Below are 23,893 nucleotides of genomic sequence, written 5' to 3' on the forward strand. Positions count from 1 at the left end.
AGGTATGTAGCAAAAAACACCTTTTGAGCTGAAATCGAAAAATCAAAGAACTACGCTATTAGCCGCTACTGTACTACGTTTGAGCCAGATCCTGATTGCGTTAACGGGACAGTAGTGATTGGGCATCGTTGTGTCACTCACTTGTACTTTGGGTATGCCTATTCGCCAGGGTACCTGCATGGCCTTCCCTGAACGAAATAGAGTTGATAGCTCATTACTCTATGGAATACCTGCCGGGCTGTTATTCCCGCTCTGTTGCTTCCGTCATTCGCGTAAATGGTAGCCTTGCTTTGTTCCTGTGATGTAAAGACAAGATTGTTCACCTGTTCGAGCCGATGATCTAATTAAGCTTTGGCAAAATACTTTCAATTTTACTTCTTGAACCTTCATATTGCTTTGGCAACATCAGGTTACTTCCAAGTTGTTCGAGGGGTTCATCCCTGGTGAAGCCAGGATTGTCGGTAGCCAGTTCAAACAATACCCCACCTGGTTCGCGGAAGTAAAGGGAAAAGAAATAATCACGATCAATTTTGGGAGTTATGTTTAAACCTGCGGCGGCGATCTTCTCCCGAAATTCCATTAATATATTGTCGTTTTTAACCCTGAACGCAACGTGGTGATTTGTTCCTGCTGCACCCCTGCCAGGTGCCTGGTTTGGCGCCTCTATTAAATCAACAAGTGATGCGTTTTCTATTGCATCGGTAATAAAACGATAGTGATTGCCTTCCTGTTTTAATAAACGATAGCCGAACAAGTCTGTAAGTACCTTCGCGGTTGGTGCAACTTGTCGCAAGGTTAGGGTGATACTATGAAAGCCCTTTGTTGCCGACTCTGCACCGATTACTGAAGTCCATGCTTTACGTTCGTCTTTAGTGGATGGTACCACCATATCCAGCTTTAGTCCGTCGGGATCGCGAAAGGAGAGGTATTGTTCACCAAACTTCTCCCTGATAGGGTCGTGTTGAACGTTGAAAGATTTGAAACGTTCCTGCCAATACGCCAGGCTTCCGTCCGGCACTGCATAAGCGATGTAGGTAGCCATGCCGGTGCCCGTATGGCCCTGACCGATGTTGCCCCAGGGGAAAAATGTAAGGATCGTTCCCGGGGTACCCATTTCGTCGCCAAAGTAAAAGTGATAGGTACCTGGATCATCAAAGTTCACGGTTTTCTTTACCATTCTTAGTCCGAGCACTTTTGTATAAAATTCGAAATTCCGTTTTGCATCGGCAGCAATTGCCGTAATGTGGTGCAACCCTAAGATGCTATTTTCCATAATTAATGTTTGAAAATGTAAGACGTAAAAAAAGGCAATTAAAAAGGTGTAACCGGTTGCTACGCCGCAAACCTTATTTAAATATTGACAAGGCTGTCCTATGATTGTTCTGCCATTCTTGTTTGACTTTGTATTTGTTTTTCCCGTTGCCCTGAAATGATGTGGTTGAACGGAGCGTCGCAACCATCGCCATATCGAAGATCCATAGCCGGCCGAAAAAAATTCAAAATTCAAAAGTAAAAAGTAAAAATGCGAATGCGCATTTGCTGGCAACATTCAATTTTTTCAATCCGCCAATCCGCAGTAGGCAATGCGCAATCCGCCTATCCGTGTTCCGCCAATTTGTAAATGCTTTCAACACAACAAAACTACGTTACAGCACATGGCTGGTGCGTTGCGGAAGGATAATAAATTGCGTTGATGTAGATCACCTATTTACGGAGTGCCAGCTGGCTGCGGATACGGCTGAGCGTTTCGCGGGTAATGCCAAGGTAGGAGGCAATCATGTGCTGCGGAACGCGCTGAACGCAATCGGGGTACAGCGTGAGTAGTTTCAGGTATTGGTCTTCGGCAGTTTCGGTAAGGGTGCCCATTAGCCGGCGTTGGGTAGCCACGAGATTGTTTTGAATGAGTATCCTGAAGTAACGTTCAAAAGCGGGGACTTTTTCGAGCAATACGTCCCACGAAGCTTTGGTGATCAGTAACAACTGGCAGTCTTCAAGGGCTTCCATATTGTAGTTGGAGGGCTCGTTAGTGAGGAAGCTGTAGAGGTCGGCCATCCACCATCCTTCCATGGCAAACTGCAGTATGTGGTCACCGCCTTTGTCGTCGATGGTAAAAGTGCGCAGCATTCCCTGTTCAACAAAAGCAGTGTACTTGCACACCTCGCCCTCCTGCAATAAGTATTGTCGCTTGCGCAGTTTTTTAGGAACAAACCGGCTTTTACAAAAGGCAAACTCTTCGTCGGTAATGGTGATATGCTCCAAAATTTTCTGTTGCAACAGCTCAAACATATTTCGCAGGTTTTAAAAGCACAACGGTGATGACGTAGCAACCACTGACCTGAGTACATCAATGTTTAGTACTCAACAAAATTTTCGTCGGGATAACACCAAAGCCATTGCTCGCCGGGCTCAGCAGAAATCACCACCGGGTGGTGGGTTTCTTGGTTGTGTTTCGTCATATGTGTCTGCGGCGACGAGTCGCAACACAGGGTTGCACCGCAGGTTTGACATGTGCGGAGGTGTACCCAACGTGTTCCGGTTTTTATGCATTCTTCACAAACATGTGCATGTGGCAGCTTAAGTTCTGTAATGCTGGTGATATGTTTACAAGGTTGCTCCGACATAGTATTGGTGTGATTTAATTTGAAATTTAGTAAACAAGTAAATTCAATCGTTAACTAGTGGGTGGTGATCTTTGCAGGTGATTTAGGTGTTTCCCGTTAACGAGAATTTTGGGAACTCAACAGTGCATTTATACTTCTGCGAGGTATTTGTGCACAAAGCTAATCGCCATGCTTCCCTCTCCAACAGCAGAAGCAACCCGGTTCATTGCATTTGCGCGAACATCACCCGCCGCGAAAATGCCGGGGGCACTGGTTTCGAGCAGGTATGGGTCGCGCTTAAGCTTCCAGGTTTTCTCAAAAACCTGGTACGACTTAACGTCGCGGCCGGTCTCTATAAATCCTTTTTCGTTCCGGATGATTTCGTTGCCGATCCAGTCGGTAAAAGGACGCGCGCCAATAAAAATATATAGTGCATCTGCCTGCCTGAGCTCAGTACTGCCTCCATCGATACCGCCGATGCAAACCTGCTCAAGCCGATCGTTGCCCAAGGCTTCTTTGATTTCAGTTTTGCCCAGCACCTGGATGTTTTGCACGCTCTTCAATTGGTCGATCAGGTAAGCCGACATGGATGAAGAAAGGTCTTCTTTACGGATTACGATATAAACATTTCGCGCAAATTTCGACAGGTACATGGCCGCCTGGCCCGCTGAATTGCCACCGCCAACAATATATACTTCTTTGTCTTTGCAGGAGGCTGCTTCCGTCATTGCCGCGCCATAATACACACCTGCACCGGTGAAGTCATCGATACCCTTTGTTTCGAGCTTGCGGTAATCGACCCCGGTTGTGATTACAATAGTGCGCGTGTTTATTGCGATTCCACTTTCAAGTATGATGCGTTTGTAGCCATCTTTTTCCGAGATTGCTTTTACATCTTGCGGTAACAGGAATTCCGTTCCAAACCTGGTTGCCTGGGTTATTGCACGACGTGTGAGTTCAGCCCCACTGAGTCCTGAGGGAAAGCCAAGGTAGTTTTCGATGCGTGAACTTGTGCCTGCCTGCCCACCCGGTGCATGCCGTTCGATCAGCAACGTTTTTAATCCTTCCGAACCGCCATATACTGCAGCAGCCAGGCCTGCGGGGCCGGCACCGATTATCACCACATCGTAAACGTCGTTTTTGAGGGTAGGAGTAAGGCCGACCCTGGCAGCGAGTTCGGCTATGCCGGGCGACAACAAACTTGAGCCGTCCTCGAGGAAAACAACCGGCAAATCTTTAAGCTCAAGTTTATTCAGCTCCAGCAGGTGTTTGCCATCTTTACTTTTTTCGATATCCATCCATTGGTAAGGAACAAGATTGCCGGCAAGAAATTCTTTTATGTTGTGCGACTTGGGGGAGAACTGGTATCCGATCAGTTTCAAGCCTTTGAACTCGGGTTTATAATGGTGTTGCCATTCGTCTAGCAATTCGTCGATGACAGGGTACAATTTTTCTTCCGGAGGATCCCAGGGTTTCATGAGGTAATAGTCAAGGCGAACTTCGTTGATGGCTTTGATTGCTGCTTCGGTATCGGAGTATGCGGTAAGCAATACCCGCTTTGCCTCAGGAAAAAATTCCTTTGCCTGAACTAAAAAGGAGACTCCGTCCATTCCGGGCATGCGTTGGTCAGCAATAAACAAAGCGATGGTATCACCCTGGTTTTTTAATTGTGCGAGGCTTTCGAGCGCCTCTGTAACCGAATCGGTGCTCAGCACTTTGTAAATACCCCGGTACTGGTTTTTTATGTCGCGGGTTATTGCACGTAGTACCTGGGTGTCATCATCTATACAAAAAATTATAGGCTCATTCATACTGTTGTTCTCAGTTTTAGTCCGGTTTAGTCTGCAGGTCCGTCTATAGGAAAACAGACCTTAAATGTAGTGGCGCCGGGGATCGAATCAACTTTAATTGATCCCTCGTGGCGACGGATAATGCGGGATACGACATCAAGTCCGAGCCCGGTTCCTTTTCCAATTTCTTTGGTGGTGAAAAACGGGTCAAAGATCCTTGTTTTGATCTCTTCGGGAATGCCGGACCCGTTATCGATAATGGAAACCTCTACCTTATCGAGCGATTTACGGGTGGTAATCTTTAGTGTGCCCTTACCTTTTAATGCAATAGCGTCAATCGCATTGTCAACCAGGTTTGTCCATACCTGGTTAAGTTCGCCAACGTATGCTTTAACCTTTGGTAAGGAGGTGTCGTATTCTTCTTCGAGGAGAACATTAGCCTTACGCATTTTATAGTCGAGCAGTGTAAGCGTATTTTTTATCCCGGTATGGATGTCGGTATATTCCTGGTCCTGCGACCGATCCATATGCGTAAAGTTCTTAACGGCACCAACAAGTTTTTCAATTCGCTTCGACGACTCCTGTATGTCGTTTACCATTTTTTCTGTAACAAGGTTATTGTTGATCCAGTTTAATACGGGTGAAAGGTGTTCTGGGGGAACCAGTTCGGAAAAGCGGATAATGTCTTCGCAGGTGAATCCAAATTCAATGAAATTTTCAGCGAGTTCCTCGCTATTCTCAACCTCATGCTCGTCGAGGCAATCGGATAATGCATCTTCGAGTTTACTTCTTTGCATCATGGTAAGTACGGGCTTTTCCTTGCGTGCGAGCACCTCGAACATTTTTTCATTTACCTTATCTACATCGGCCGCAGCCATTTTTATGGCGATGACTTTTTTAAACGTTTCAGGAACGAGCTGCAAATGTTTCAAGAGTGAAATGGAGCCTCTTACAATAGCCGAAGCGGGATTGTTCAATTCATGTGCAAGACCAGCAGACAGCTTACCCAGGGCCATCATCTTTTCATTTTGTTGTTCGAGCGTTGTAAAGTCGCGAACACGGGAAGTCATAACCTGAACAAGTGCCTGCGTCAGCTCGTAATGATGCACAATGAGCTCCTTCATCTTATCAATAGGAAAGGTCATTATTTGCAGGCGCTCTATGACCTGTCCATTTGTTGAGGCAACAAAACCACGCGAGAAGGGGAGGTACCCTGTAATATCTTTTTCGCCGAAGTAGCCTATTGTGCGGGAGCCATTGCCCTGTGACGCAAATATTCTCACCCTGCCTTTGATAATAACGTTGGTGCCCTTGATAGCCATACCGGCCTGGAAGAGGTATTCGCCTTCTTCCAATTCGTAGTGTTCGCTATTATCGATCCACCACTGCAACTGCTCCTCGGGCACATCCTGAAGGGAGCTTATGGAATGTAACCAGGCTGTTGTGACGTTTTGCATCATAAACCAGTTTTGTTTCTGAAAACTTCGGTTTAAGTTGACCCACGTGGGCAAACTTATTCATCTTCCGGTGTTGACTAACCCGATTCGGTGATCGACAAAATGGCCAAAAGACTAAGAACCGGGTTTGTAAGAAATTTTATGGCAAAGGTCGTAGAACAAAATTCAACGGTCCTGATGTAACCTGTTGGGCAGCTGCCCCGCCAGTTGGAAAACTTTGGTAAGGCTAACCGGTGATTACAGCTGGTGGTTAATCACTCAACAAATTTTTTGAAAACCGATGTGGCAGTATGTCCGCCAAATCCAAAGGTATTGTTGATGGCGCAATTAACCTCAGCCCGTATTGACTTGCCGATGATGATGTTCATGCCGGAGGGTACTGCCTCGTCTATTGTTTCTGTATTAATGGTTCCCGGGATAACATCGTTTTGAACTGCAAGAATACTGATGATACTTTCAACGGCCCCTGCGGCTCCCAACAGGTGCCCGGTCATAGATTTTGTGGCACTTATTGCCACATGATGGTTATTGAAGACTTTATGAATTGCATTTAACTCGCTGATATCGCCCATTGGCGTAGAAGTCGCGTGCGCATTGATGTAGTTGACATCAACCGGCGACACCCGGGCATCGGCAAGTGCCTTTGACATTCCCAATGCTGCGCCGAGACCGTCGGGTGCCGATCCGGTCAGGTGGAAGGCATCGGCAGCCATTCCTCCCCCGACCATTTCTGCATAGATTTTTGCCCCACGGTTCAGAGCATGATGAAGTTCTTCGAAGACCAGCGCTCCTGCACCTTCACCGATAACAAAACCGTCGCGGCACTTGTCGAATGGCCTGCTTGCCGTGGTGTGGTTTTCATTGTTTCGCGAAAGTGCCTGGGAAGCACTAAAGCCCCCAAGTGAGGCCGGGGTGATAGCCGCTTCCGACCCTCCTGCAATCATAACGGTGGCCTTACCCAACCTGATGGTATCAAAAGCGCTGATGATGGCTGTATTTGATGACGCGCATGCTGAAACGGTGCAGTAATTAGGTCCATGAAGTTTATGCCTGATTGAAATTACACCTGCGGCAATGTCAGCAATCATTTTTGAAACAAAATAGGCACTGAACCTGGGCGTACCATCACCGGCATGGAACTCTTTCATCTGTTCTTCAAATGTGCCCATCCCACCATTTCCTGATGCCCAGATTACCCCAATTTCGTACCGCTCCGTTTCGCTGATTGTTTCAAAATCAAGCCCGGAGTCTTGAATAGCCTGTTCGCTTGCTGCGATGGCATACTGGGTAAACAGGTCGTACTTCTTGAGTTCTTTTTTATCAATGTAATGTTCCGCGTCGAAGTTCTTTACCTCGCAGCCGAACCGGGTTTTAAATTTTGATGCATCAAACCTTGTAAGTGGTGCTGCGCCACTTTTGCCCGCAAGTATATTGTCCCAAAATGCTTCAATGGAGTTGCCCAAGGGTGTTATTACTCCTAAACCTGTAATCACAACTCGATTCATTAGGCAATGTGTTTTTGAATTTTCGTAGAACGTGTTGTTGCCGGCGAACGGCCAACGGCAATCAGTAAAATAACAGGAATACGCTTAGATAACCAAATAGGAAAGTGGCGTATAGCCCTGAGTGACCTGGTCGCAAAGTGATTGCATTTAGGCCGGTACTTTGTTCAGCGGTGCCCGCTGCTTCGATGCGAGCCTGCGTCCGGATGTGTTGCTTGCCGGTTACCGGCGAAAGTCTGCTATACTGTAGCAGCAGCCACATTCGTGTTAAATATTTGGGTTTTGATGGAATATGTATTTGTAGATGACAGGAGTGCATAAGCACGATTTACGGGTATGGGGTAGTTTATATAGTGAAAAGGAGCGTCTCGCCGCGATGGGGTAAATAGACCCTAGTCTAGGTGGAAAATGTTTCTACAGATAACACGCCTCAGGCTCAGCCAATTTATGGTACAGGAATTTTATAGTTATTGAAAACGATTTTTTATGACAAAGACATCAAAAAGTGCTTCAGGAAAACATATAGGTGCCGGAGCATCCAATTCTTTATTGAAAGAATTTTTTGTGGAAGAATTACAGGACATCTACTATGCGGAGAAGCAGATTGCCAAAACATTGCCTAAAATGAAAAAGGCTGCAACTTCAGAGCAATTGAAGCAGGCTTTTGAAGAGCATCTTACCATGACGCAGCAACAAATCGAGCGTCTTGAGCAGGTATTCCAATCGCTGGGCGAAAAAGCGAAGGCTAAAACCTGCGAAGCTATAGAAGGTATCATCAAAGAAGGTGAAGGCATCATCAGCGATACCGACAAAAACACTGCGACCCGCGACGTAGGGTTAATCTTTGCTGCTCAAAAAGTTGAACACTATGAAATTGCCACATATGGCGGTCTTGCAACACTTGCAGAAACCCTTGGGTTATCAGATGTAGCTACCTTGCTGCATACTACCCTTGAGGAAGAGAAACAAACCGATGTTTTGTTGACAACAATTGCCGAAAATAACATCAATTACCAGGCAGCAGGCGAGCCTGCATAATGTTTTGGGGATGATGAGTAATTGCTGCCGGTTATATTTAACCGGCAGCTTTTTTTTGCCCGGTGCTGCCAATCTGAAAACGATATCCCTTCTGGCAAAATTCCGTGTGCGTGGGTTAGCAGCATCTGAAGGTTGGGTAGTAGGAAGTCATGTTCCGGTAAGAGGATACGATATTCCTGACAACGATAATTACAATTCGTGACACTGCGTTTAACTAGCCATTTCCTTAAGGTTGGAGATATTATTCGAATTCTTTAATAACGTGTTAATATGGGATTGCAGCGCGGCTGGCATGTCAGCCGGGTTCAGCTCAAGATCAACCGGGCCAGCGTTCAATACATTTCCCGGCATTTCGTGGTATTCGCAGGTTTTGAGGGTTTGCACGACAACGAGGCCACCGGCTTTTCTAATTAGCCCGGTTCCCCTTACGCCGTCCGTGCCCGACCCTGACATTATTACTACCACACTAAACTTACCCTTTGCATTTGCAAGACTTTCAAGAAAAACGTCGATAATCCGATTGGGATAGAGTTGATGATCGATCCTTGCCTGAAGGTAAAGCCGGTCATTTGCAATCGTAATATAGCTCTCAGAAGGAGGCATGTAAATGACATCCTTTTCTATGATCATCCCGTTTTCAACTTCCTTAATCATCAATTTTGAATGTCGCTCAAGAATTACCTGTAACTGGCTCTTTGAATCAACGGGTAGATGCCTGAGAATCACGTAGGTAGCCTGGTCGTGTGGCACAAAATCGAAAAACGCGGTAAGAGGACGAAGCCCACCTTCCGATGCACCAATTGCTACAATAAATTTCTTTGACATTGATGAAGGTACGCTTATTCGGCAAGAAACTATGCTCCGGGTACGCGAAGGGATTGTACGGCAGTCACAAAAGATGTTTTTATCTTAAAAGCATTCCTTTAGATCCTGAATAAGCGTTCACGATGGATGGTGATCAATTGGCTAGCGCCCGTAAGCGCTAACCATGCACAACTATTTATTTCGGAAGTCGCCGATAAGGAACCGCTGATCGAGCTAAATGAATATCTTCGGTGATTATCCAAAGATCAATTTTTTATGCTTCGTTCTATTCGTTTGCTTGCCTTGCTGTTGACTGTGTTAGTTGCGCTTTTTGGTTTTATAAAACTGGATCATCCGCCCGTTGTGGAAGATGCAGGTTTTCCTGATGGAGCAGACACTTCCTTTGCGGAAGCGGCCAAAAATTACCAGGGTTTTTGTGGTGGGTGTCATGGTGAAAAGATGAACGCGTTTGTAGACAGGAACTGGAAACATGGGAACAGTAGAAATGACTTGTATAAAGCCATCAAATCGGGTTACCACGATGAAGGCATGCCGGCATTTGACTCCGCGTTTACTGATCAACAGATCTATGCCTTATCAGACTATATTTTAACCGGGATTAAAAATGTAAGCCGCTACACAGGATCAGACCGTCCCAAAACGAATACTTTTAAAACGGAAAACCTGACCATTCGTTTGGATACCGTTGTAAAAGGATTGAATATTCCGTGGGGTATGGCCTTTTTACCAGGGGGCGAAATGCTTGTAAACGATAAAGGTGGAAAGATCTATCATGTAAAAAAAGATGGATCGATGATGCCCGTAACAGGCGGCCCGAGCGTTGTTGCTGCAGGACAGGGTGGTTTGCTGGATGTTATAACTGACCCTGGTTATACTACCAATAAGATCGTTTACTTTTCCTACTCTAAGGCAAAACAGGAGGATGGAAGGGGTCTCGCTACTACAGCAATTATGCGGGCAAAATTCGAGAATGGGAAACTAACGGAACAGCAGGATATTTTTGTCGCAGAGCCGTGGTCCACTACGCGTCATCATTATGGCTCGCGGATGCAGTTTGGTAAAGATGGTTACCTGTATTTTTCGGTTGGCGAAAGGGGCAACGAACGCCAGAACCCACAGGAGATAAAAGGTAATGACCTGGGTAAGGTTCATCGTATAAAACCTGATGGTACAATACCGGCTGATAACCCATTTGTAAAAACTGCTGGTGCGGAGCCCTCTATTTATTCGTACGGACATCGCAATCCACAGGGTATGACTATTCATCCGCAATCGGGACAGATCTGGACCAATGAACACGGGCCTCGCGGTGGCGACGAGATTAATATTGTGAGACCGGCCAAAAATTACGGCTGGCCCGAAATCACTTACGGAATTAACTACAATGGAAAACCGATGGGGCCGGATACCAAAACCGCCAGAGAAGGTATGGAACAACCATTGCACGAATGGACTCCTTCAATAGGTCCGAGCGGGCTGGCTTTCGTGACCGGCAATAAATATAAAGGATGGACCGGCAACCTGATTTCGGGTTCATTAAGGTTCCAATACCTGAACCGAAGCGTTATCCAGGGCAACAAGGTGGTGAAAGAAGAGATCCTGTTTAAAAACATCGGCAGGGTGAGAGACGTTCGAATGGGCCCCGATGGGTTCATTTATATGTCGGTTGAAAACCCTGGAATAATTTATCGGCTGACACCGGTGAATGGGGGATAGGTTATTAAGGTATTGGGGAGTTTAAGTTGATAGGTTGATTAGTTGATAAGTTGAGAGGTTGAGTTGAGAGGGGTGAGTCGTTATCTGCTTTATTAGTTAATAAACTGATTCATCGATTAGTTGATATGCTGATTGGTGAGGGGGTAAATTCACTTTTTGCTTTATTTGTTGATCAGCTGATTTATTTATTGGTTAAGGGGTTAATAGCGGCAAGAGTGATGGGAGCGTAGTTTGTTAACTTATTTGGTTTAAGTGAATGATACAAGGGTTTATTTACCACTAATGCTAATTATTTGTTTGCCTTAACTCGCCCGCTTTTACCCACCACCACTGCCAGTTGCCACCTTTTGCTTTCTTCGTTTTAAAGGTTTTTACGCTGAACTTACCGTTACCCGCTGAACTACCGGCGAGTTCATAAACTCGTAAAGCTTTCTGGTTATGGCTCCAGGTGAGCGGTTGTTCAGGGAGGCAGGTTTCGGGTGCTTGTGCGGATGAGGTTTGAATGAAATAGGCTTTACTGCTCCCGAATACTGTGGCGATGCCTTTTTTGTTGATGCAAACAGCCGTTTTTTCATCGGCAGCAATCCCTTTCGGCAAGATCTTCCAGTCTGTTAACATACGGCTCATAAACACAACATGACGTCCCTCGCGGTTGCGGGCAACATAATGTTGATCGGTTACGATGTCGGCCAGGTAAGGGGGGAACAGGAAGTCGTTGTTGTACAATGTTACCTGGTTACTGTAAGGATCTGATAGCACTTCTTTCGATACTGCACTTCTTGACTCGCCGCTATAATATACCCCGCTCAGTATTGCGCACCCTGCGCTGGTGCCGCCAACCGGAACGTCTTTTACCCCTAAAAGATAGTTTATGGCGTCAGCAGTTTTAGTGCCCTTCCATTGTTTCATATAAACCGATTGATCACCACCTGCAATAAAAAGCATCTCTGCATTTCGGATTATATTTATGACGGTGTCGTTATTTGCAAGTTCACGAGTATCTATTTTAAGCGTTTCTACGGAAGCAACGTTACCGAGCCGGTAAACGTAGCGGTTGTAGGCATTGGTCCCGGAAGCACGAATGATTACCACGTTGCCGCCTCCGGATTTATGGATCATCCATTTAAACGCTTCGTCTACGTCCTTACCGCCGCCCATCAACACGAGTCCGTAATTCGTTTTGGTTTTAACATCAGCTGTATCACCAATAATTCCAAGCGAACCCGGACGCCCTTTAATTATCTGATTTTGCCTTGTGGTATCACCTTGTCCGAAAGAATTGATTGCGCTCACCAACAAGATTCAGACCAGGGTATAGGCAAGTCGGTTCATAATTTAACGATTAAATTAGTTGCTCATCATTTACGGAAAGTTAAACCGTTGATTGTTGATAAGAACAATATTGTCGGGGTATTATCCGAAGATCATGCAAAGCAGGAAGCATGTGTGAGCTTTCTAAACTTGTACCGGAATGCTGGGATAATATTATAATGGCAATAGGGTGTTCCGGGGTTAACTTTTATAAACCGCCGCAACTAAGATGTTTGCCCTGCAAATCCCTACAATAATGTGGTTGTAATTAGTAGACTGCAGAATACTTGCAACGACCTATGTTTATCTGTATTGAAGCAGAAGAATTTTACCAATATGTTTTCAAGCTGCAGTTTTATGGTGAGTCAGCTGATGTTGAGAATAGTAAACGGGGGCGTAAGTGTTTTGAAAAAGCACTACCGAAGTTTAATCTGTTAATTGAATTCAGCACCATTCAACAAACAGCTCTCATACACGCTGCAACAATTGTAAAAAGGTAGTTGTGGCTCCGTTTACAATTGCTTGAAGGCTTTGTTTTGAAAAGAGATGTCATCCAAAAATTTTGAAAGTACTGTCACCTTGAATAGACTCAATGGGATTGCGTCCGGCTATCCAGCTTTCTTAGTCAGTTGCTAATTGTAGTTTAACAACGAGGTATAATTAAAAACCCTCTAGTCAAGAGGGTTTTTCTATAGGGTGCTATTGGTTCCTGTACAAGGCCATTTGGTAAATGGTGTGATTGCTGTTTGCATCGCGCGATCACGTGGCTGTTTGTCGTGCTGCAATTCGCTTATTCTTCTGTAGCTACTTTTGGTTTACGGCCTCTCTTCTTTGGAGCTGCATTTTCAACCGGTTCCGGAGCTTGTTCTGACTTGGGTTTTCTACCTCTTTTTTTGCCGGTGCTGCTGGTAGTGCCCGGTTTTGGTCCTCGGCGGGCCGGGGTTGGTGCGGCAGCAGGGGTTTCTAATTCGTAATTAACAGTGATGTTCAATACGGCTTCACTTGAGAAAACTTTCATGAGTCCATCCATGAAGTCCTTTGTGAGTTCCTTGGCTCTAATTGCAAGTTGTGCTTCCATTTTTGTAATTTTCTGGGGTTAATAAAGCGTAAATTTAGTAAAAATAAATATTGTTTTTCCTTTTACATGTAATTAGCAATTGGCAAAAGGATTAAGTTCTATAATTACGCTTATTCATTCAGTGTTAATCCGGTAATTGCCTTTAAAAACGTCTCATCGTTTGCTTGAATAATGAGCTGGTTCGTACGCTGCGTAAAGAGATTATAACGCGTATTTATTCCATCATAATACCATGTCGTTAGTTAAGCAATCTTTCTTGGACCAAGCCGCAGCTTTTGAAATGTAAATCGTTGGGTCGCACTCCCGTCCGAACGGCTTCAGCCGGGCGCCCGCCCGTATGAACTACGTTCGGCGTGGGCTTGTACTGGAATCCATTAATCAATGCCGTTTAGTTAAGCAAATTTTTATGGACCCGGCCACAGGAATTCTATAGGACATCGTTGCGTCGCACTCTTGTACGATTGGAAGTAGCTGGGCAAACAAATTACATAATCGGCTTAACTAAACGACATTGATCCATTAATAGGCAAAATCAAGGTGGCAAGGCGCTTAACTAAGCGAATTTGAATCATAATACTGGATTACTTGTATCACCAGACTTGAGAGAGCAAGCGCATTTCGTCCTTTCAATTATCTAAACAATATCACAAAGTTGTAATACTGCAATTGGTTTCATTTACAACCATACGAACAGCGGGCATTTGATCATATGTTTTCTTTTTCTTGAAAGTAAACAGCAAGAAAACAGCAGTGCCCCGCAAAACGTGGCACTGCTTTCAATATAAGATGACTTTGTTGTGCTTATCAGCTGATTTGCGCTTTGGGCAATGAAGTATCCTGAACATTTATTTCATGTTTACCAGGGAGCGGAACCGGCAGGAGTTTTATCATTCCCAACTTGTTGAACAGGATCATTACCAGGTAAGTCGTATCAAATTCAAACCATTTACGGGCAAAATTCGGATCGTATTTGTTGTGATGATGATTATTTTGAAATAACTCCCCCATTAATATTACACCAAAAGGTGATGAATTTTTTGAATGATCGCCATTATCAAAATTCCTATAACCATACTTGTGACCGCACCAATTAACAACTGCCCCCTGGATCGGACCCATCAAAAAATTAATTGGTAACAAAAGATACCACCATGGATTTGGTGCAAAATGAACATAGAAGGCCGTATAGAGTGCACCAAAAATTAACCGGCCGGCTATGTGGTGGCCGATCTTATCTACCCTGTCCCATTGCGGCAGGTATTCCCTGGTAAATTGCTCCTCCGGTATATTGGTTCCTCTTACAAATCCCCTGAAAATGGCTGCAGTATGAAACATCATCTGCCAAACGTCTTTAAAAAAATGGGGGGAATGCGGATCCTTTTCCGTGTCGCTATAGGTATGGTGCATACGATGTAAAACTGCATATGCACGTGGTACCAGGAATGATGAACCCAGCACAAACCAGGTACTCAGGTAAAAAAACCTTTCCCAACCCCTGGTAGTTGTATACAGCCGATGAGATGCGTAGCGATGAAGGAAAAAGGAGTGAAAGAAGAGCGACAAAAACCAATGTGAAAGGAAGAAAATAATAATTGCAAGCATAAAATAAAGTAAACGTGTTTAACAAAAGAGATGTCTACTTTATGAACTGAACAAAGAACAATAAAAAAATAAACTTCTGGCAATAAGGTGTAAAAACACCTTTAACTATTTAAATGTACGATAGTAAGCTCAGTGTAGATGTTAATGCACCATTACATATCGCGATTTTGTGCAGTGTATTTTGTTGGAGTTGGACTTTCTTTAGTTCTAAAATCATTTAATTTGAGAGAATGTGCAGTATTCCTCAGTTTGGTAATTTCCTGTTTAAAGAATACATGTACTTCTAATTGGATATCTTTCTTCTAACATGTGATTACACCAGGTGAGTAGTACACATAAGTTTTCAACTGTATTTGTATTCCAGCCCATTTGCATTATACCCGTACTTAGTTGAATAGATCAGCAGTCTTAACTGTGCATGGTTAGATCTTTCTTTACGACATTCAGATCTATCAGATAGAAATCTTTTTTTATTCTTAACATTAAAATGGTGTGTTTAGTAGGGGAGAATGGCTTTTTAACGTCGAATCCGTATAGCGAGACCTACCTGAGGGTCGGGGTTTTAGTAGTTGACCGACTAATCGATTTACAACAATCAGCCTGGCAGCTGGGCAAGAAAGTACATGCCGACCTGTTGCGTTGGCTGATGAAAATACTCAAAAACATTTGAGCGGAAGCATAACCAGGATAATGTGCGCCTGCCGGGCAAGATTAACGATAAGCTTAAAAGCGGCATTACAGCCACCTGGGATGAACCCAAGTATTTAGAAATACGCGCGGTTTTATACACTTATCCGTGCAATGAAGCCGATCAAATTATCAGGCGTCCGACTGATATTACAGAAGAGAGGTCTTAATGTAGCCTCGCAACCTGAGGTCAATATTCAACTGGTGCCGATCCTGATAACAATAGGTTTCATTTTGCTTCCTCCTTGTCGGGCCGGATGATAAGACGAAGTGTTGGGTCATTGGTTAGAAATGACCACAGCCAGCTAAAGGAAAGTTTTACTTTATTTCGGAAACCTACCAATGGTATAATATGTATGAACAGCCAAACCAGCCAGGCAAAAAATCCTTTAAAAAATAGCTTGGGCAGGTCTGCAACGGCTTTGTATTTCGAGATGATTGCAAGGCTTCCTTTATCGTTGTATGTGAATGGAACAAGGGGCTTACGATAGTACAGATTCTTCAGGTTTTTTGCGAGCAACGACCCTTGTTGAATGGCAACCTGTGCCAATTGCGGATGCCCATTGGGAAAGTTCTTGTCAGTAAGTTGTAAGCAGAGATCCCCGAGTGCGTAGATATTACTTGTTCCAATTACTTTATTGTATTCATCAACATTTATTCTTCTGCCGCGGCCGACAGAACCCTCAGGTAATCCTTTGACTTCCCTGCCGGTCACACCTGATGCCCAGATTAAAACGTTAGTCGGAATGGTTTTACCATCGCCGAGTATCACTTTGTCATCTACATAATCTTTAACGGCAGTATTCAATACAATGTGCACACCAAGACGTTGTAATACCTTGGTTGCTTCTTCCTGCGACTTCTTGCTCATAGGTCCTAGCAATACCGGTCCGGCGTCTATCAGGTAGATATGCGACGTCAGGTCTTTAATTTCCGGATACTCTTTTACCGCAATGTTTCTGCCCATTTCTGCAAGCATACCGGCAACTTCAACTCCGGTTGGACCGCCCCCTGCAATAACGATGTTGAGGTATTTCTCTTTTTTTGCAACATCTTCGGTCCTTACCGCTTTTTCCATGTTTAGCAGCAAATGATTGCGCAGTTTAAGCGCATCATTGATGGTTTTCATCGGTAACGAATTCTGCTTCACATTCTCCATCCCGAAATAATTTGTTTCGGTGCCAATGCACAATACAAGGTGATCGTAACTGATGGTACCCTTATCGGTGTCAATTGTATTTTGGTCGGGATTTACCCTGATAAAGCAACCCATATGAAAACGCAGGTTTTCTTTCTCCTGGAAAAGGCGACGATACGGATAACTTATACTTGAAGGTTCAATAAAAGCGGTTGCAACCTGGTAAAGTAGCGGTGGAAAAAAGTTATAATTGTTAATGTCTACCAGGGTAACCTGGAAGTTGCGGTCTTTTGCCAGTTTTTTGATCAGGTTGATACCTGCAAATCCACCGCCTACCACTACAACTTTTGTTATTGCTTGTTCCATATTGTTTAGTTAATGACCAAAGAAGTATGATTGTGTTCTAAAGAAAGTTCCTGTAGTACTTAGTCAAACAAACCTAAAATAGGCAATGTTTTCTACAAAATGTATATATAAATCTTAATACGTCACCTGTTGGTTAGCACATTCAAAAGAACCTTGTTTCAATTGCTAACTTACTTAAAGGATCAGGCCACAAGTGATCATTGGTGAGCACTCCTACATAAAACATCTTTGCAGTTTACTTTGCAGCGCCCTTGTTTGGTTAGAATTGTGCGGTGACAGATTTCCTTTCTTTATGAGATAGCCTGCAATTAGGAGGGCCTGCGCCGAAAGGGTCACTATAGTTCTCCATCCCAGGAGATTTTACGAGGGTACGGGTTGTTGTTATTCTCGTGCCTGGTGATTTCTATGGGCAGCAGGCCTTGTGCTTACAATATTGATTTTCTCACGCTACCTGGGTAATTGCGCGGATCATCCATTCCGCAAATGAGATGCGACAACGTGCCTGACAGAAAAACGTATACAAAAGAAAACCCCTGCAACCAAGGTTACAGGGGTTTAAGCCTATGTGCCCGGGATCGGAATCGAACCGATACACCTGTGAAGGCGGCAGATTTTGAGTCTGCTGCGTCTACCAATTCCGCCACCCGGGCGTACACCAAAGAAACTTCCCGAAAACATCAAAGCGTTGTTGCCGCGTGTTTACCGGGCTGCAATATTAAGTCATCAGGCTATTCCTGCCAAAATACCGAAGCTCTATTTTTTAGGGTTACTTTCCTTAACGGCAGCAACGCTTGCGTGGAAGGACGAACCTGCTGAGGAATCTCCATATGCTTAATAGTCGGTTCATGCTTTCTAATTTGATTCCCGGTAAACCACAGGGCTGTAACTAATTTGATGTAATCCAGCACTGCCGCCTCCATGTATGAAAAGCCTTATACTAAATTACGTTATAACTTAGGGGCAAAGTTAACTGAATGCTTGTTATAGGTTTGATAAGAGAAAACAAGGTGCCACGCGACTCGCGTGTTGCGCTTACACCAAGCCAATGCAAATGGCTGCAAAAGCATTTCCACGAGATTAAATTAATTGTGCAGTCTTCTGAAACCCGCTGCTTCAATGACTCGGAGTACCGGCAGGCCGGCATACCGGTGCAGGAAGACATGCGGGAATGTGACCTCTTGCTAGGGATCAAAGAAGTGCCGTTTAAATTTTTACTTGAAGATAAAACCTACCTCTTCTTTTCACATACCCACAAAGAGCAGCCACACAATGCAGAAATGCTGCAACAAATCCTGGCACGAAATATCACCCTGGTCGACTATGAGTGCCTGGTTCATGAAGACGGGCAAAGGATCATTGGCTTTGGCTTTTTTGCCGGCATTGTTGGCGCGCACAACGGTATTATGGCTTATGGTAAACGGACCGGTTTATTCGACCTGGGGAGGGTTTACCAACGAAAGGATTACCGTGAATTGATCCATACTTATTTTGGGCTCAAGCTGCCAAACATAAAGATTGCTGTTACCGGAAGCGGGCGGGTTGCCCACGGTATTCTCGACATCATGAACCTGATGGACGTTAAAGAAGTTGAGCCATCCGATTTCCTGAAACGCGAATTCGATTATGCCGTATACGTAAACTTAAAGGGTGCAGACCTGTACGTGCACAAAGCCGGCAACCCCTATGAACGCGAACACTTTCATAGTCATGCCCACGAATACGACAGCCGCTTTAAACCTTACTGCAGCAAGACCGATATCCTGATGAATGGTGTTTACTGGGATCATTCCATACCGCAACTCTTTACCATGGATACGTTAATGCAACCTGGCTTTCGTATTCAAACGATTGCAGATGTTACTGATGATGCCCTCGGCAGTATACCCTGTAACATTGGTGATGCCAGTTTTGAGGACCCTGTTTACGGCGTGGATAAGAAAACCGGCAAGCGGACTGCTCCTTACCTGGAAACAAGTGTGGATATGATGGCAGTTGGTAATCTTCCCAATGAGCTACCACGGGATGCCAGCCGTTACTTTGGGGAACAATTGATTAAGTATGTGCTTGATGATATTCGTAAAGGCGGAAGCCCGGTTATACAAAAGGCAACGATAGTAAATAAAGGTTCGCTTACAGACCGGTTTGCGTACCTGAAAAATTATGTAGGTCAGGCATAATAAGGGGAGGAATGAGAATGGAAGTTCGAAGACAATAGAACACGGATGACATTGGAACACGGATAACGCGGATTGAAGGGATTAGGGATTGGAGGATGAGCAAGGTGAGAAGACAATAGAACACGGATGGCAATGGAACACGGATAACACGGATTTAACGGATTTAAATTGGTGTAAGGGATGAGCAAGGTGAGAAGACAATGGAACACGGATGGCTATAGAACACGGATGACACGGATTGAATGGATTTAGGATTGGAGGAGGGGATGACAAGCTGAGAGGACAATTGAACCCTGAGGACGTTGGAACACGGATAACACGGATCTGATGGATTTATAATGAGCGTTGTGGATTATAAACAAGGTTGAGTACAAGTAAGGCGGAGGGCAGGGATCAGCGGTGATTATGGCAAGATGGATTGAGAGAAGCTCGTTACCTGCTGAGTGAAGCAGTGCCTGATGGTTGTGTAGCCGTTGCGTAACCGGTGTTACAGGTACAGGTAGTAGTCTTTTAAAAGCGTAACAAATTCCGGATCATAATTATTCCCGCTTTTTATGGTGATCGTTTGCTCGCGAAGGGAAGAAGTTTTATCAAAGGAAAACACTGCCATGACACGAAAGAAGTTGTGGGTTGTTGTTTGCTTTACATATACCAATTCTTGCGGGAAGAGCCCGTGTTCGGCAGCCTTGGCTGTAAAGCTGTTAAACGAAGCGTAGGGTAGCAATACATAAAATTTTCCGGTGGTCGATAGCTTGTTTGCAACAGCACCTGCAAGCCCCTCATAGCTTAAGCTTCCACTATGTTTAGCTTTATTTTTTTGCTCATCCTTACTCCTTAATGATTGTTCGTAAAAGGGTGGATTGCTGATGATAATATCGTATGCAATACGAGGCAAAAAGCCGGTTACATCGGCATGATGAGCCGTAAGACGGGTTGACCATGGTGAAGCTTTGAAGTTCTCCACGGCTTGTAAAAACGCGTTTTCGTCAAGTTCAACAGCATGGATCGTTGCCTGCGTTTTTTGTGCAATCATTAGCGCCAGGAGTCCTGTTCCGGTGCCAATATCAAGCACTGTTTTTGGCTTTGCTGTTGTTCGCGAAAGCTGTTCTGCAACCCATGCCCCGAACAAGCAGGCGTCTGAACATACCTTCATTGCACACCTGTTTTGATGTACCGTAAAGTGTTTGAAACTGAAGTAGCTGTTTGACACGGGAGTAATTTAAGCTAATTGCCACTGCTGCTGCTCACACTGTTTATAGCAGAACCAACGTGAGCACCTGTTAAAAAGGTGGCAAGCGCCCTTGGCATGTGAAGGGCAAGGTTGAGCCAAGAGATGTGGCTGAAGGGCTGCGGGATACGGAGGGTTTAGCCACGCCCAACAGGGCGGGGCCGGAGCGAAGCGCAGCCCGGAGAAGCCCGGACAATTGCTGATTTCTTCAAGTAGCTCAATGCCCCAAACCGAAAAATTTGTTTGCACCGCACCAGCCCTAAACATCACATGCAAACAATGCAACAAAAAAGCCATTCCGTTGGGAATGGCAGTATGTTTATGTTCGCAGTTTTAACGACTTTGATGTTAGGTGGTTAATTTGTTTTCCATGGTTAAACCAGCTGACAGGTATTCGCCGTTCAAACGCGCGATGTTGGTGATGGAGATCTCCTTTGGACAGGCAGCTTCACAAGCCTGGATGTTGGTGCATGAGCCAAAGCCCTCTTTATCCATTTGAGCAACCATACTTACCACACGAGTCTGGCGCTCGGGAGCACCCTGTGGCAATAGCCCGAGGTGTGAAACTTTTGCTGAAACAAACAACATCGCTGAGCTGTTTTTGCAGGCAGCCACGCACGCACCGCAAGCGATACAAGCTGCAGCATAAAACGCTTTGTCGGATTTTTCTTTATCAACAGCAACCGAGTTACCGTCGACGGCATTACCGGTGTTAACACTGATGTAGCCACCAGCCTGTATGATACGGTCGAAAGCAGAACGATCGGTTACGAGGTCCTTTACTACCGGGAATGAATTTGCTCTCCAGGGTTCAACGGTAATGGTTTCGCCATTTTTGAAAGCCCGCATGTGCAGCTGGCACACCGTGGTGGCCTTCCAGGGGCCGTGAGGCTTACCGTTGATGTACATTGAGCACATGCCGCAAATGCCTTCGCGACAGTCGTGGTCGAATGCAATCGGGTCCTCTTTACCTTCCATGATCAGCTGTTCATTTAAAACATCGATCATTTCGAGGAACGACATTTCGGAAGAAATATTCTTAACCTCGTAAGTTCTGAAGCCGCCCTTGCTCTGGCGGTTCTTTTGGCGCCAGATCTTGAGGGTAAGGTCCATATTATAATGCTCCATATGCTAAGTTGAAATGTGAATATGTAATTGTAATCGCAAACCAGTAATCTTACTTGTAGCTTCTTTGCGAAGGTTTAACCACGTCGTATTTGAGCTCCTCTTTATGAAGTCCCCATTCGGACAAGTTTTTGTACTCCCAGGCAGCAACGTACATGTAATCCTGATCGTCGCGCAAGGCTTCACCCTCGGGTGTTTGGAACTCTTCCCTGAAGTGCCCGCCGCAACTTTCATTACGTGTGAGTGCATCGTGGCACATGAGTTCGCCCAGTTCGATAAAGTCGGCTACACGTCCGGCTTTATCAAGCTCAGAGTTCATTTCATTGATGTCACCGGGGATCCGCACATCGCTCCAGAACTCGTCGCGAAGCTGCTGAATTTCACGGATAGCCTGCAATAAACCTTCTGCATTGCGCGCCATACCACACTTGTCCCACATGATCTTTCCCAGCCGCTTGTGGAAGCTTTCAACCGATTGCTTTCCATTAATGCTTTTTAGTTTATTGATCCTGTTCTCGACGGTTGCCTCGGCGTCTGCAAAAGCCGGGTGATCTATCGGCATTGCCTTATTGGCGATCTCATCTGCGAGGTAGTTTCCAATGGTATAAGGGATCACGAAATAGCCGTCTGCAAGGCCCTGCATTAGCGCAGATGCGCCTAGCCTGTTTGCACCGTGATCGCTGAAGTTTGCCTCACCCAGGCAATAGAGTCCGGGTACGGTTGTTTGCAATTCGTAGTCTACCCAAAGCCCACCCATGGTATAGTGAACCGCAGGATATATACGCATTGGCAGCTCGTATGGATTTTCGCCAGTGATCTTTTCGTACATGTCGAAAAGGTTGCCGTACTTCTCCCGAACCACTTCTTTACCCATTTGAATAAAGGCGTTGGTATCAGCAGTGGTAAGGTCGCGTTTGCCGGCTTCGATCTGCCCATAACGAAGTATCGCATCAGCATAATCGAGGTAAACCGCCTGCCGAGAGGTACCTACACCATAACCTGCGTCACATCTTTCCTTTGCCGCACGTGAGGCTACGTCGCGTGGAACGAGATTACCAAAAGCCGGGTAGCGGCGTTCGAGGTAATAGTCCCTTTCTTCTTCGGGTATTTCGTTTGGCTTACGGGTATCGTTTTGTTTCTTAGGCACCCAGATACGACCATCGTTCCTGAGGCTCTCGCTCATCAGGGTAAGCTTGCTTTGGTGATCACCACTAACTGGAATACAGGTTGGATGGATCTGTGTAAAGCAGGGGTTTGCGAAGTATGCACCTTTTTTATGCGCCTTCCATGCTGCGGTAACATTGCAGCCCATGGCGTTTGTTGAAAGATAGAATACGTTTCCATAACCACCGGTACACAACAAAACGGCATGACCTGAATGCCGTTCTAATTCGCCATTGATAAGGTTGCGGCAAATGATGCCTTTTGCTTTGCCGTCGCTTACAACCAGTTCCAGCATTTCGTGACGGTTGTACATTCTTACGTTACCAAGGGCAACCTGGCGTTCGAGGGCCTGGTAAGCACCGATCAGCAATTGCTGACCTGTTTGGCCGGCCGCGTAAAATGTACGTTGAACCTGGGTTCCACCAAATGAGCGATTGCTTAGGAGACCGCCGTATTCGCGGGCAAATGGAACACCCTGCGCAACGCATTGATCGATGATGCTGCCACTTACTTCTGCAAGGCGGTGAACATTCGCCTCGCGTGCACGATAGTCGCCACCTTTGATGGTATCATAAAAAAGACGGAAAACACTGTCTCCGTCGTTCTGGTAATTCTTTGCTGCGTTGATGCCTCCCTGAGCGGCTATGCTATGCGCCCTGCGGGGACTATCCTGGTAACAAAAAGCTTTCACTTTGTACCCTAACTCTCCAAGGGAAGCGGCGGCCGAGGCACCGGCAAGCCCGGTACCCACGATGATGATCTCGAGCCTGCGTTTGTTTGCAGGGTTCACGAGTTTACAATGGCCCTTGTAATCTTCCCATTTTTCATCCAGCTTTCCCGCAGGAATTTTTGCATCTAACATTTGTGAAAAATTTCAGTTCTTGTTTGTAAATCAGTCCGCTGAACCATCATGTACCAGGGACCGTCATCAGGATGTTATCATTAGTTCTCCTTTGTGTATGCGACCTGTTTCAGTGGATGTTTATAAGCCTGCTAAAATGAGGTAGTATGGAGAAGAACATGTATCAGATAAGAACAATGTTGGCACAGGAAAGTTCTGTTATAATAAGCAGTTGTGCCGGCTTTAGA

17 protein-coding genes and 1 tRNA gene are annotated in these 23,893 nt (G+C 45.2%); 3 read left to right on the plus strand and 15 right to left on the minus strand.

What is annotated here, in order from left to right:
- Positions 1-340: 340 nt before the first annotated feature.
- The 6 genes from EXU57_RS06465 to fabF form a co-directional block, all read right to left on the minus strand.
- The gene (locus tag EXU57_RS06465) at positions 341-1,273 is read right to left on the minus strand and encodes a ring-cleaving dioxygenase (RefSeq protein WP_133267376.1); all 933 of its coding nucleotides are present in this window, start codon (positions 1,271-1,273) and stop codon (positions 341-343) included.
- A 431-nt stretch (positions 1,274-1,704) separates the two neighbouring features.
- Complete coding sequence (locus EXU57_RS06470) at positions 1,705-2,286, minus strand: Crp/Fnr family transcriptional regulator (protein ID WP_133267377.1); 582 nt, start codon at positions 2,284-2,286, stop codon at positions 1,705-1,707.
- A 65-nt stretch (positions 2,287-2,351) separates the two neighbouring features.
- Positions 2,352-2,621: a UBP-type zinc finger domain-containing protein gene (locus tag EXU57_RS06475; RefSeq protein ID WP_133267378.1), complete on the minus strand. Its 270-nt coding sequence runs from the start codon at positions 2,619-2,621 to the stop codon at positions 2,352-2,354.
- Between the two features lie 128 nt (positions 2,622-2,749).
- Positions 2,750-4,411 carry an FAD-dependent oxidoreductase gene (locus EXU57_RS06480; protein WP_133267379.1) on the minus strand — a complete coding sequence of 554 codons (1,662 nt, stop codon included), beginning with the start codon at positions 4,409-4,411 and terminating at the stop codon, positions 2,750-2,752.
- Between the two features lie 26 nt (positions 4,412-4,437).
- A complete protein-coding gene (locus tag EXU57_RS06485; protein ID WP_243745529.1) occupies positions 4,438-5,850 on the minus strand; it encodes an ATP-binding protein in 1,413 nt (470 codons plus the stop codon).
- Between the two features lie 251 nt (positions 5,851-6,101).
- Positions 6,102-7,352: a beta-ketoacyl-ACP synthase II gene (gene fabF / locus EXU57_RS06490; RefSeq protein ID WP_133267380.1), complete on the minus strand. Its 1,251-nt coding sequence runs from the start codon at positions 7,350-7,352 to the stop codon at positions 6,102-6,104.
- A gap of 483 nt (positions 7,353-7,835) precedes the next feature.
- Between fabF and EXU57_RS06500 the strand changes: the two genes are divergently transcribed.
- Positions 7,836-8,387: a ferritin-like domain-containing protein gene (locus tag EXU57_RS06500; protein ID WP_133267382.1), complete on the plus strand. Its 552-nt coding sequence runs from the start codon at positions 7,836-7,838 to the stop codon at positions 8,385-8,387.
- A gap of 210 nt (positions 8,388-8,597) precedes the next feature.
- On the opposite strand, the gene EXU57_RS06505 is transcribed toward EXU57_RS06500, so the two are convergent.
- A complete protein-coding gene (locus tag EXU57_RS06505; protein WP_133267383.1) occupies positions 8,598-9,212 on the minus strand; it encodes a chemotaxis protein CheB in 615 nt (204 codons plus the stop codon).
- A gap of 255 nt (positions 9,213-9,467) precedes the next feature.
- Here EXU57_RS06505 and EXU57_RS06510 point away from each other — a divergent pair, with 255 nt between their 5' ends.
- Positions 9,468-10,928: a PQQ-dependent sugar dehydrogenase gene (locus tag EXU57_RS06510; RefSeq protein WP_133267384.1), complete on the plus strand. Its 1,461-nt coding sequence runs from the start codon at positions 9,468-9,470 to the stop codon at positions 10,926-10,928.
- A 285-nt stretch (positions 10,929-11,213) separates the two neighbouring features.
- Here EXU57_RS06510 and EXU57_RS06515 read toward each other — a convergent pair whose 3' ends face one another.
- The 5 genes from EXU57_RS06515 to EXU57_RS06535 form a co-directional block, all read right to left on the minus strand.
- Positions 11,214-12,221 (minus strand): cyanophycinase, encoded by a 1,008-nt coding sequence (locus EXU57_RS06515; protein WP_133267385.1) that lies wholly within the window; start codon positions 12,219-12,221, stop codon positions 11,214-11,216.
- A gap of 808 nt (positions 12,222-13,029) precedes the next feature.
- Positions 13,030-13,317 carry a hypothetical protein gene (locus tag EXU57_RS25340; RefSeq protein WP_207955408.1) on the minus strand — a complete coding sequence of 96 codons (288 nt, stop codon included), beginning with the start codon at positions 13,315-13,317 and terminating at the stop codon, positions 13,030-13,032.
- An 804-nt stretch (positions 13,318-14,121) separates the two neighbouring features.
- A complete protein-coding gene (locus tag EXU57_RS06525; protein ID WP_133267386.1) occupies positions 14,122-14,919 on the minus strand; it encodes a fatty acid desaturase in 798 nt (265 codons plus the stop codon).
- Positions 14,920-15,835: 916 nt separating this feature from the next.
- On the minus strand, positions 15,836-17,110 hold the full coding sequence (locus tag EXU57_RS06530; protein ID WP_133267387.1) for an NAD(P)/FAD-dependent oxidoreductase: 1,275 nt from the start codon (positions 17,108-17,110) through the stop codon (positions 15,836-15,838).
- 566 nt (positions 17,111-17,676) lie between these two features.
- Positions 17,677-17,760 (minus strand) — tRNA-Leu (locus EXU57_RS06535).
- Positions 17,761-18,084: 324 nt separating this feature from the next.
- Here EXU57_RS06535 and EXU57_RS06540 point away from each other — a divergent pair.
- Entirely contained in the window at positions 18,085-19,287 is a 1,203-nt protein-coding gene (locus tag EXU57_RS06540; protein ID WP_133267388.1) for an NAD(P)-dependent oxidoreductase, read from the plus strand.
- Positions 19,288-19,774: 487 nt separating this feature from the next.
- On the opposite strand, the gene EXU57_RS06545 is transcribed toward EXU57_RS06540, so the two are convergent.
- The 3 genes from EXU57_RS06545 to EXU57_RS06555 all read right to left on the minus strand — a co-directional run bounded on the left by EXU57_RS06545 (position 19,775) and on the right by EXU57_RS06555 (position 23,666).
- On the minus strand, positions 19,775-20,440 hold the full coding sequence (locus tag EXU57_RS06545) for a tRNA1(Val) (adenine(37)-N6)-methyltransferase (RefSeq protein ID WP_133267389.1): 666 nt from the start codon (positions 20,438-20,440) through the stop codon (positions 19,775-19,777).
- Positions 20,441-20,863: 423 nt separating this feature from the next.
- On the minus strand, positions 20,864-21,643 hold the full coding sequence (locus tag EXU57_RS06550) for a succinate dehydrogenase/fumarate reductase iron-sulfur subunit (protein WP_243745530.1): 780 nt from the start codon (positions 21,641-21,643) through the stop codon (positions 20,864-20,866).
- Positions 21,644-21,692: 49 nt separating this feature from the next.
- Positions 21,693-23,666 carry a fumarate reductase/succinate dehydrogenase flavoprotein subunit gene (locus EXU57_RS06555; protein WP_133267390.1) on the minus strand — a complete coding sequence of 658 codons (1,974 nt, stop codon included), beginning with the start codon at positions 23,664-23,666 and terminating at the stop codon, positions 21,693-21,695.
- Between the last annotated feature and the right edge of the window lie 227 nt (positions 23,667-23,893).

The organism is Segetibacter sp. 3557_3, assembly GCF_004354985.1.
Taxonomy (GTDB): Bacteria; Bacteroidota; Bacteroidia; order Chitinophagales; family Chitinophagaceae; genus Segetibacter.

Bases quoted from the DNA above. Each gene is read 5' to 3' on its own strand.
- EXU57_RS06510 (WP_133267384.1), top strand. From the start codon at position 9,468: ATGCTTCGTTCTATTCGTTTGCTTGCCTTGCTGTTGACTGTGTTAGTT.
- EXU57_RS06530 (WP_133267387.1), bottom strand. From the start codon at position 17,110: ATGGAACAAGCAATAACAAAAGTTGTAGTGGTAGGCGGTGGATTTGCA.
- EXU57_RS06500 (WP_133267382.1), top strand. From the start codon at position 7,836: ATGACAAAGACATCAAAAAGTGCTTCAGGAAAACATATAGGTGCCGGA.
- EXU57_RS06540 (WP_133267388.1), top strand. From the start codon at position 18,085: ATGCTTGTTATAGGTTTGATAAGAGAAAACAAGGTGCCACGCGACTCG.
- EXU57_RS06465 (WP_133267376.1), bottom strand. From the start codon at position 1,273: ATGGAAAATAGCATCTTAGGGTTGCACCACATTACGGCAATTGCTGCC.
- EXU57_RS25340 (WP_207955408.1), bottom strand. From the start codon at position 13,317: ATGGAAGCACAACTTGCAATTAGAGCCAAGGAACTCACAAAGGACTTC.
- EXU57_RS06555 (WP_133267390.1), bottom strand. From the start codon at position 23,666: ATGTTAGATGCAAAAATTCCTGCGGGAAAGCTGGATGAAAAATGGGAA.
- EXU57_RS06525 (WP_133267386.1), bottom strand. From the start codon at position 14,919: ATGCTTGCAATTATTATTTTCTTCCTTTCACATTGGTTTTTGTCGCTC.
- EXU57_RS06480 (WP_133267379.1), bottom strand. From the start codon at position 4,411: ATGAATGAGCCTATAATTTTTTGTATAGATGATGACACCCAGGTACTA.
- fabF (WP_133267380.1), bottom strand. From the start codon at position 7,352: ATGAATCGAGTTGTGATTACAGGTTTAGGAGTAATAACACCCTTGGGC.
- EXU57_RS06470 (WP_133267377.1), bottom strand. From the start codon at position 2,286: ATGTTTGAGCTGTTGCAACAGAAAATTTTGGAGCATATCACCATTACC.
- EXU57_RS06545 (WP_133267389.1), bottom strand. From the start codon at position 20,440: ATGAAGGTATGTTCAGACGCCTGCTTGTTCGGGGCATGGGTTGCAGAA.
- EXU57_RS06550 (WP_243745530.1), bottom strand. From the start codon at position 21,643: ATGGAGCATTATAATATGGACCTTACCCTCAAGATCTGGCGCCAAAAG.
- EXU57_RS06505 (WP_133267383.1), bottom strand. From the start codon at position 9,212: ATGTCAAAGAAATTTATTGTAGCAATTGGTGCATCGGAAGGTGGGCTT.
- EXU57_RS06485 (WP_243745529.1), bottom strand. From the start codon at position 5,850: ATGATGCAAAACGTCACAACAGCCTGGTTACATTCCATAAGCTCCCTT.
- EXU57_RS06475 (WP_133267378.1), bottom strand. From the start codon at position 2,621: ATGTCGGAGCAACCTTGTAAACATATCACCAGCATTACAGAACTTAAG.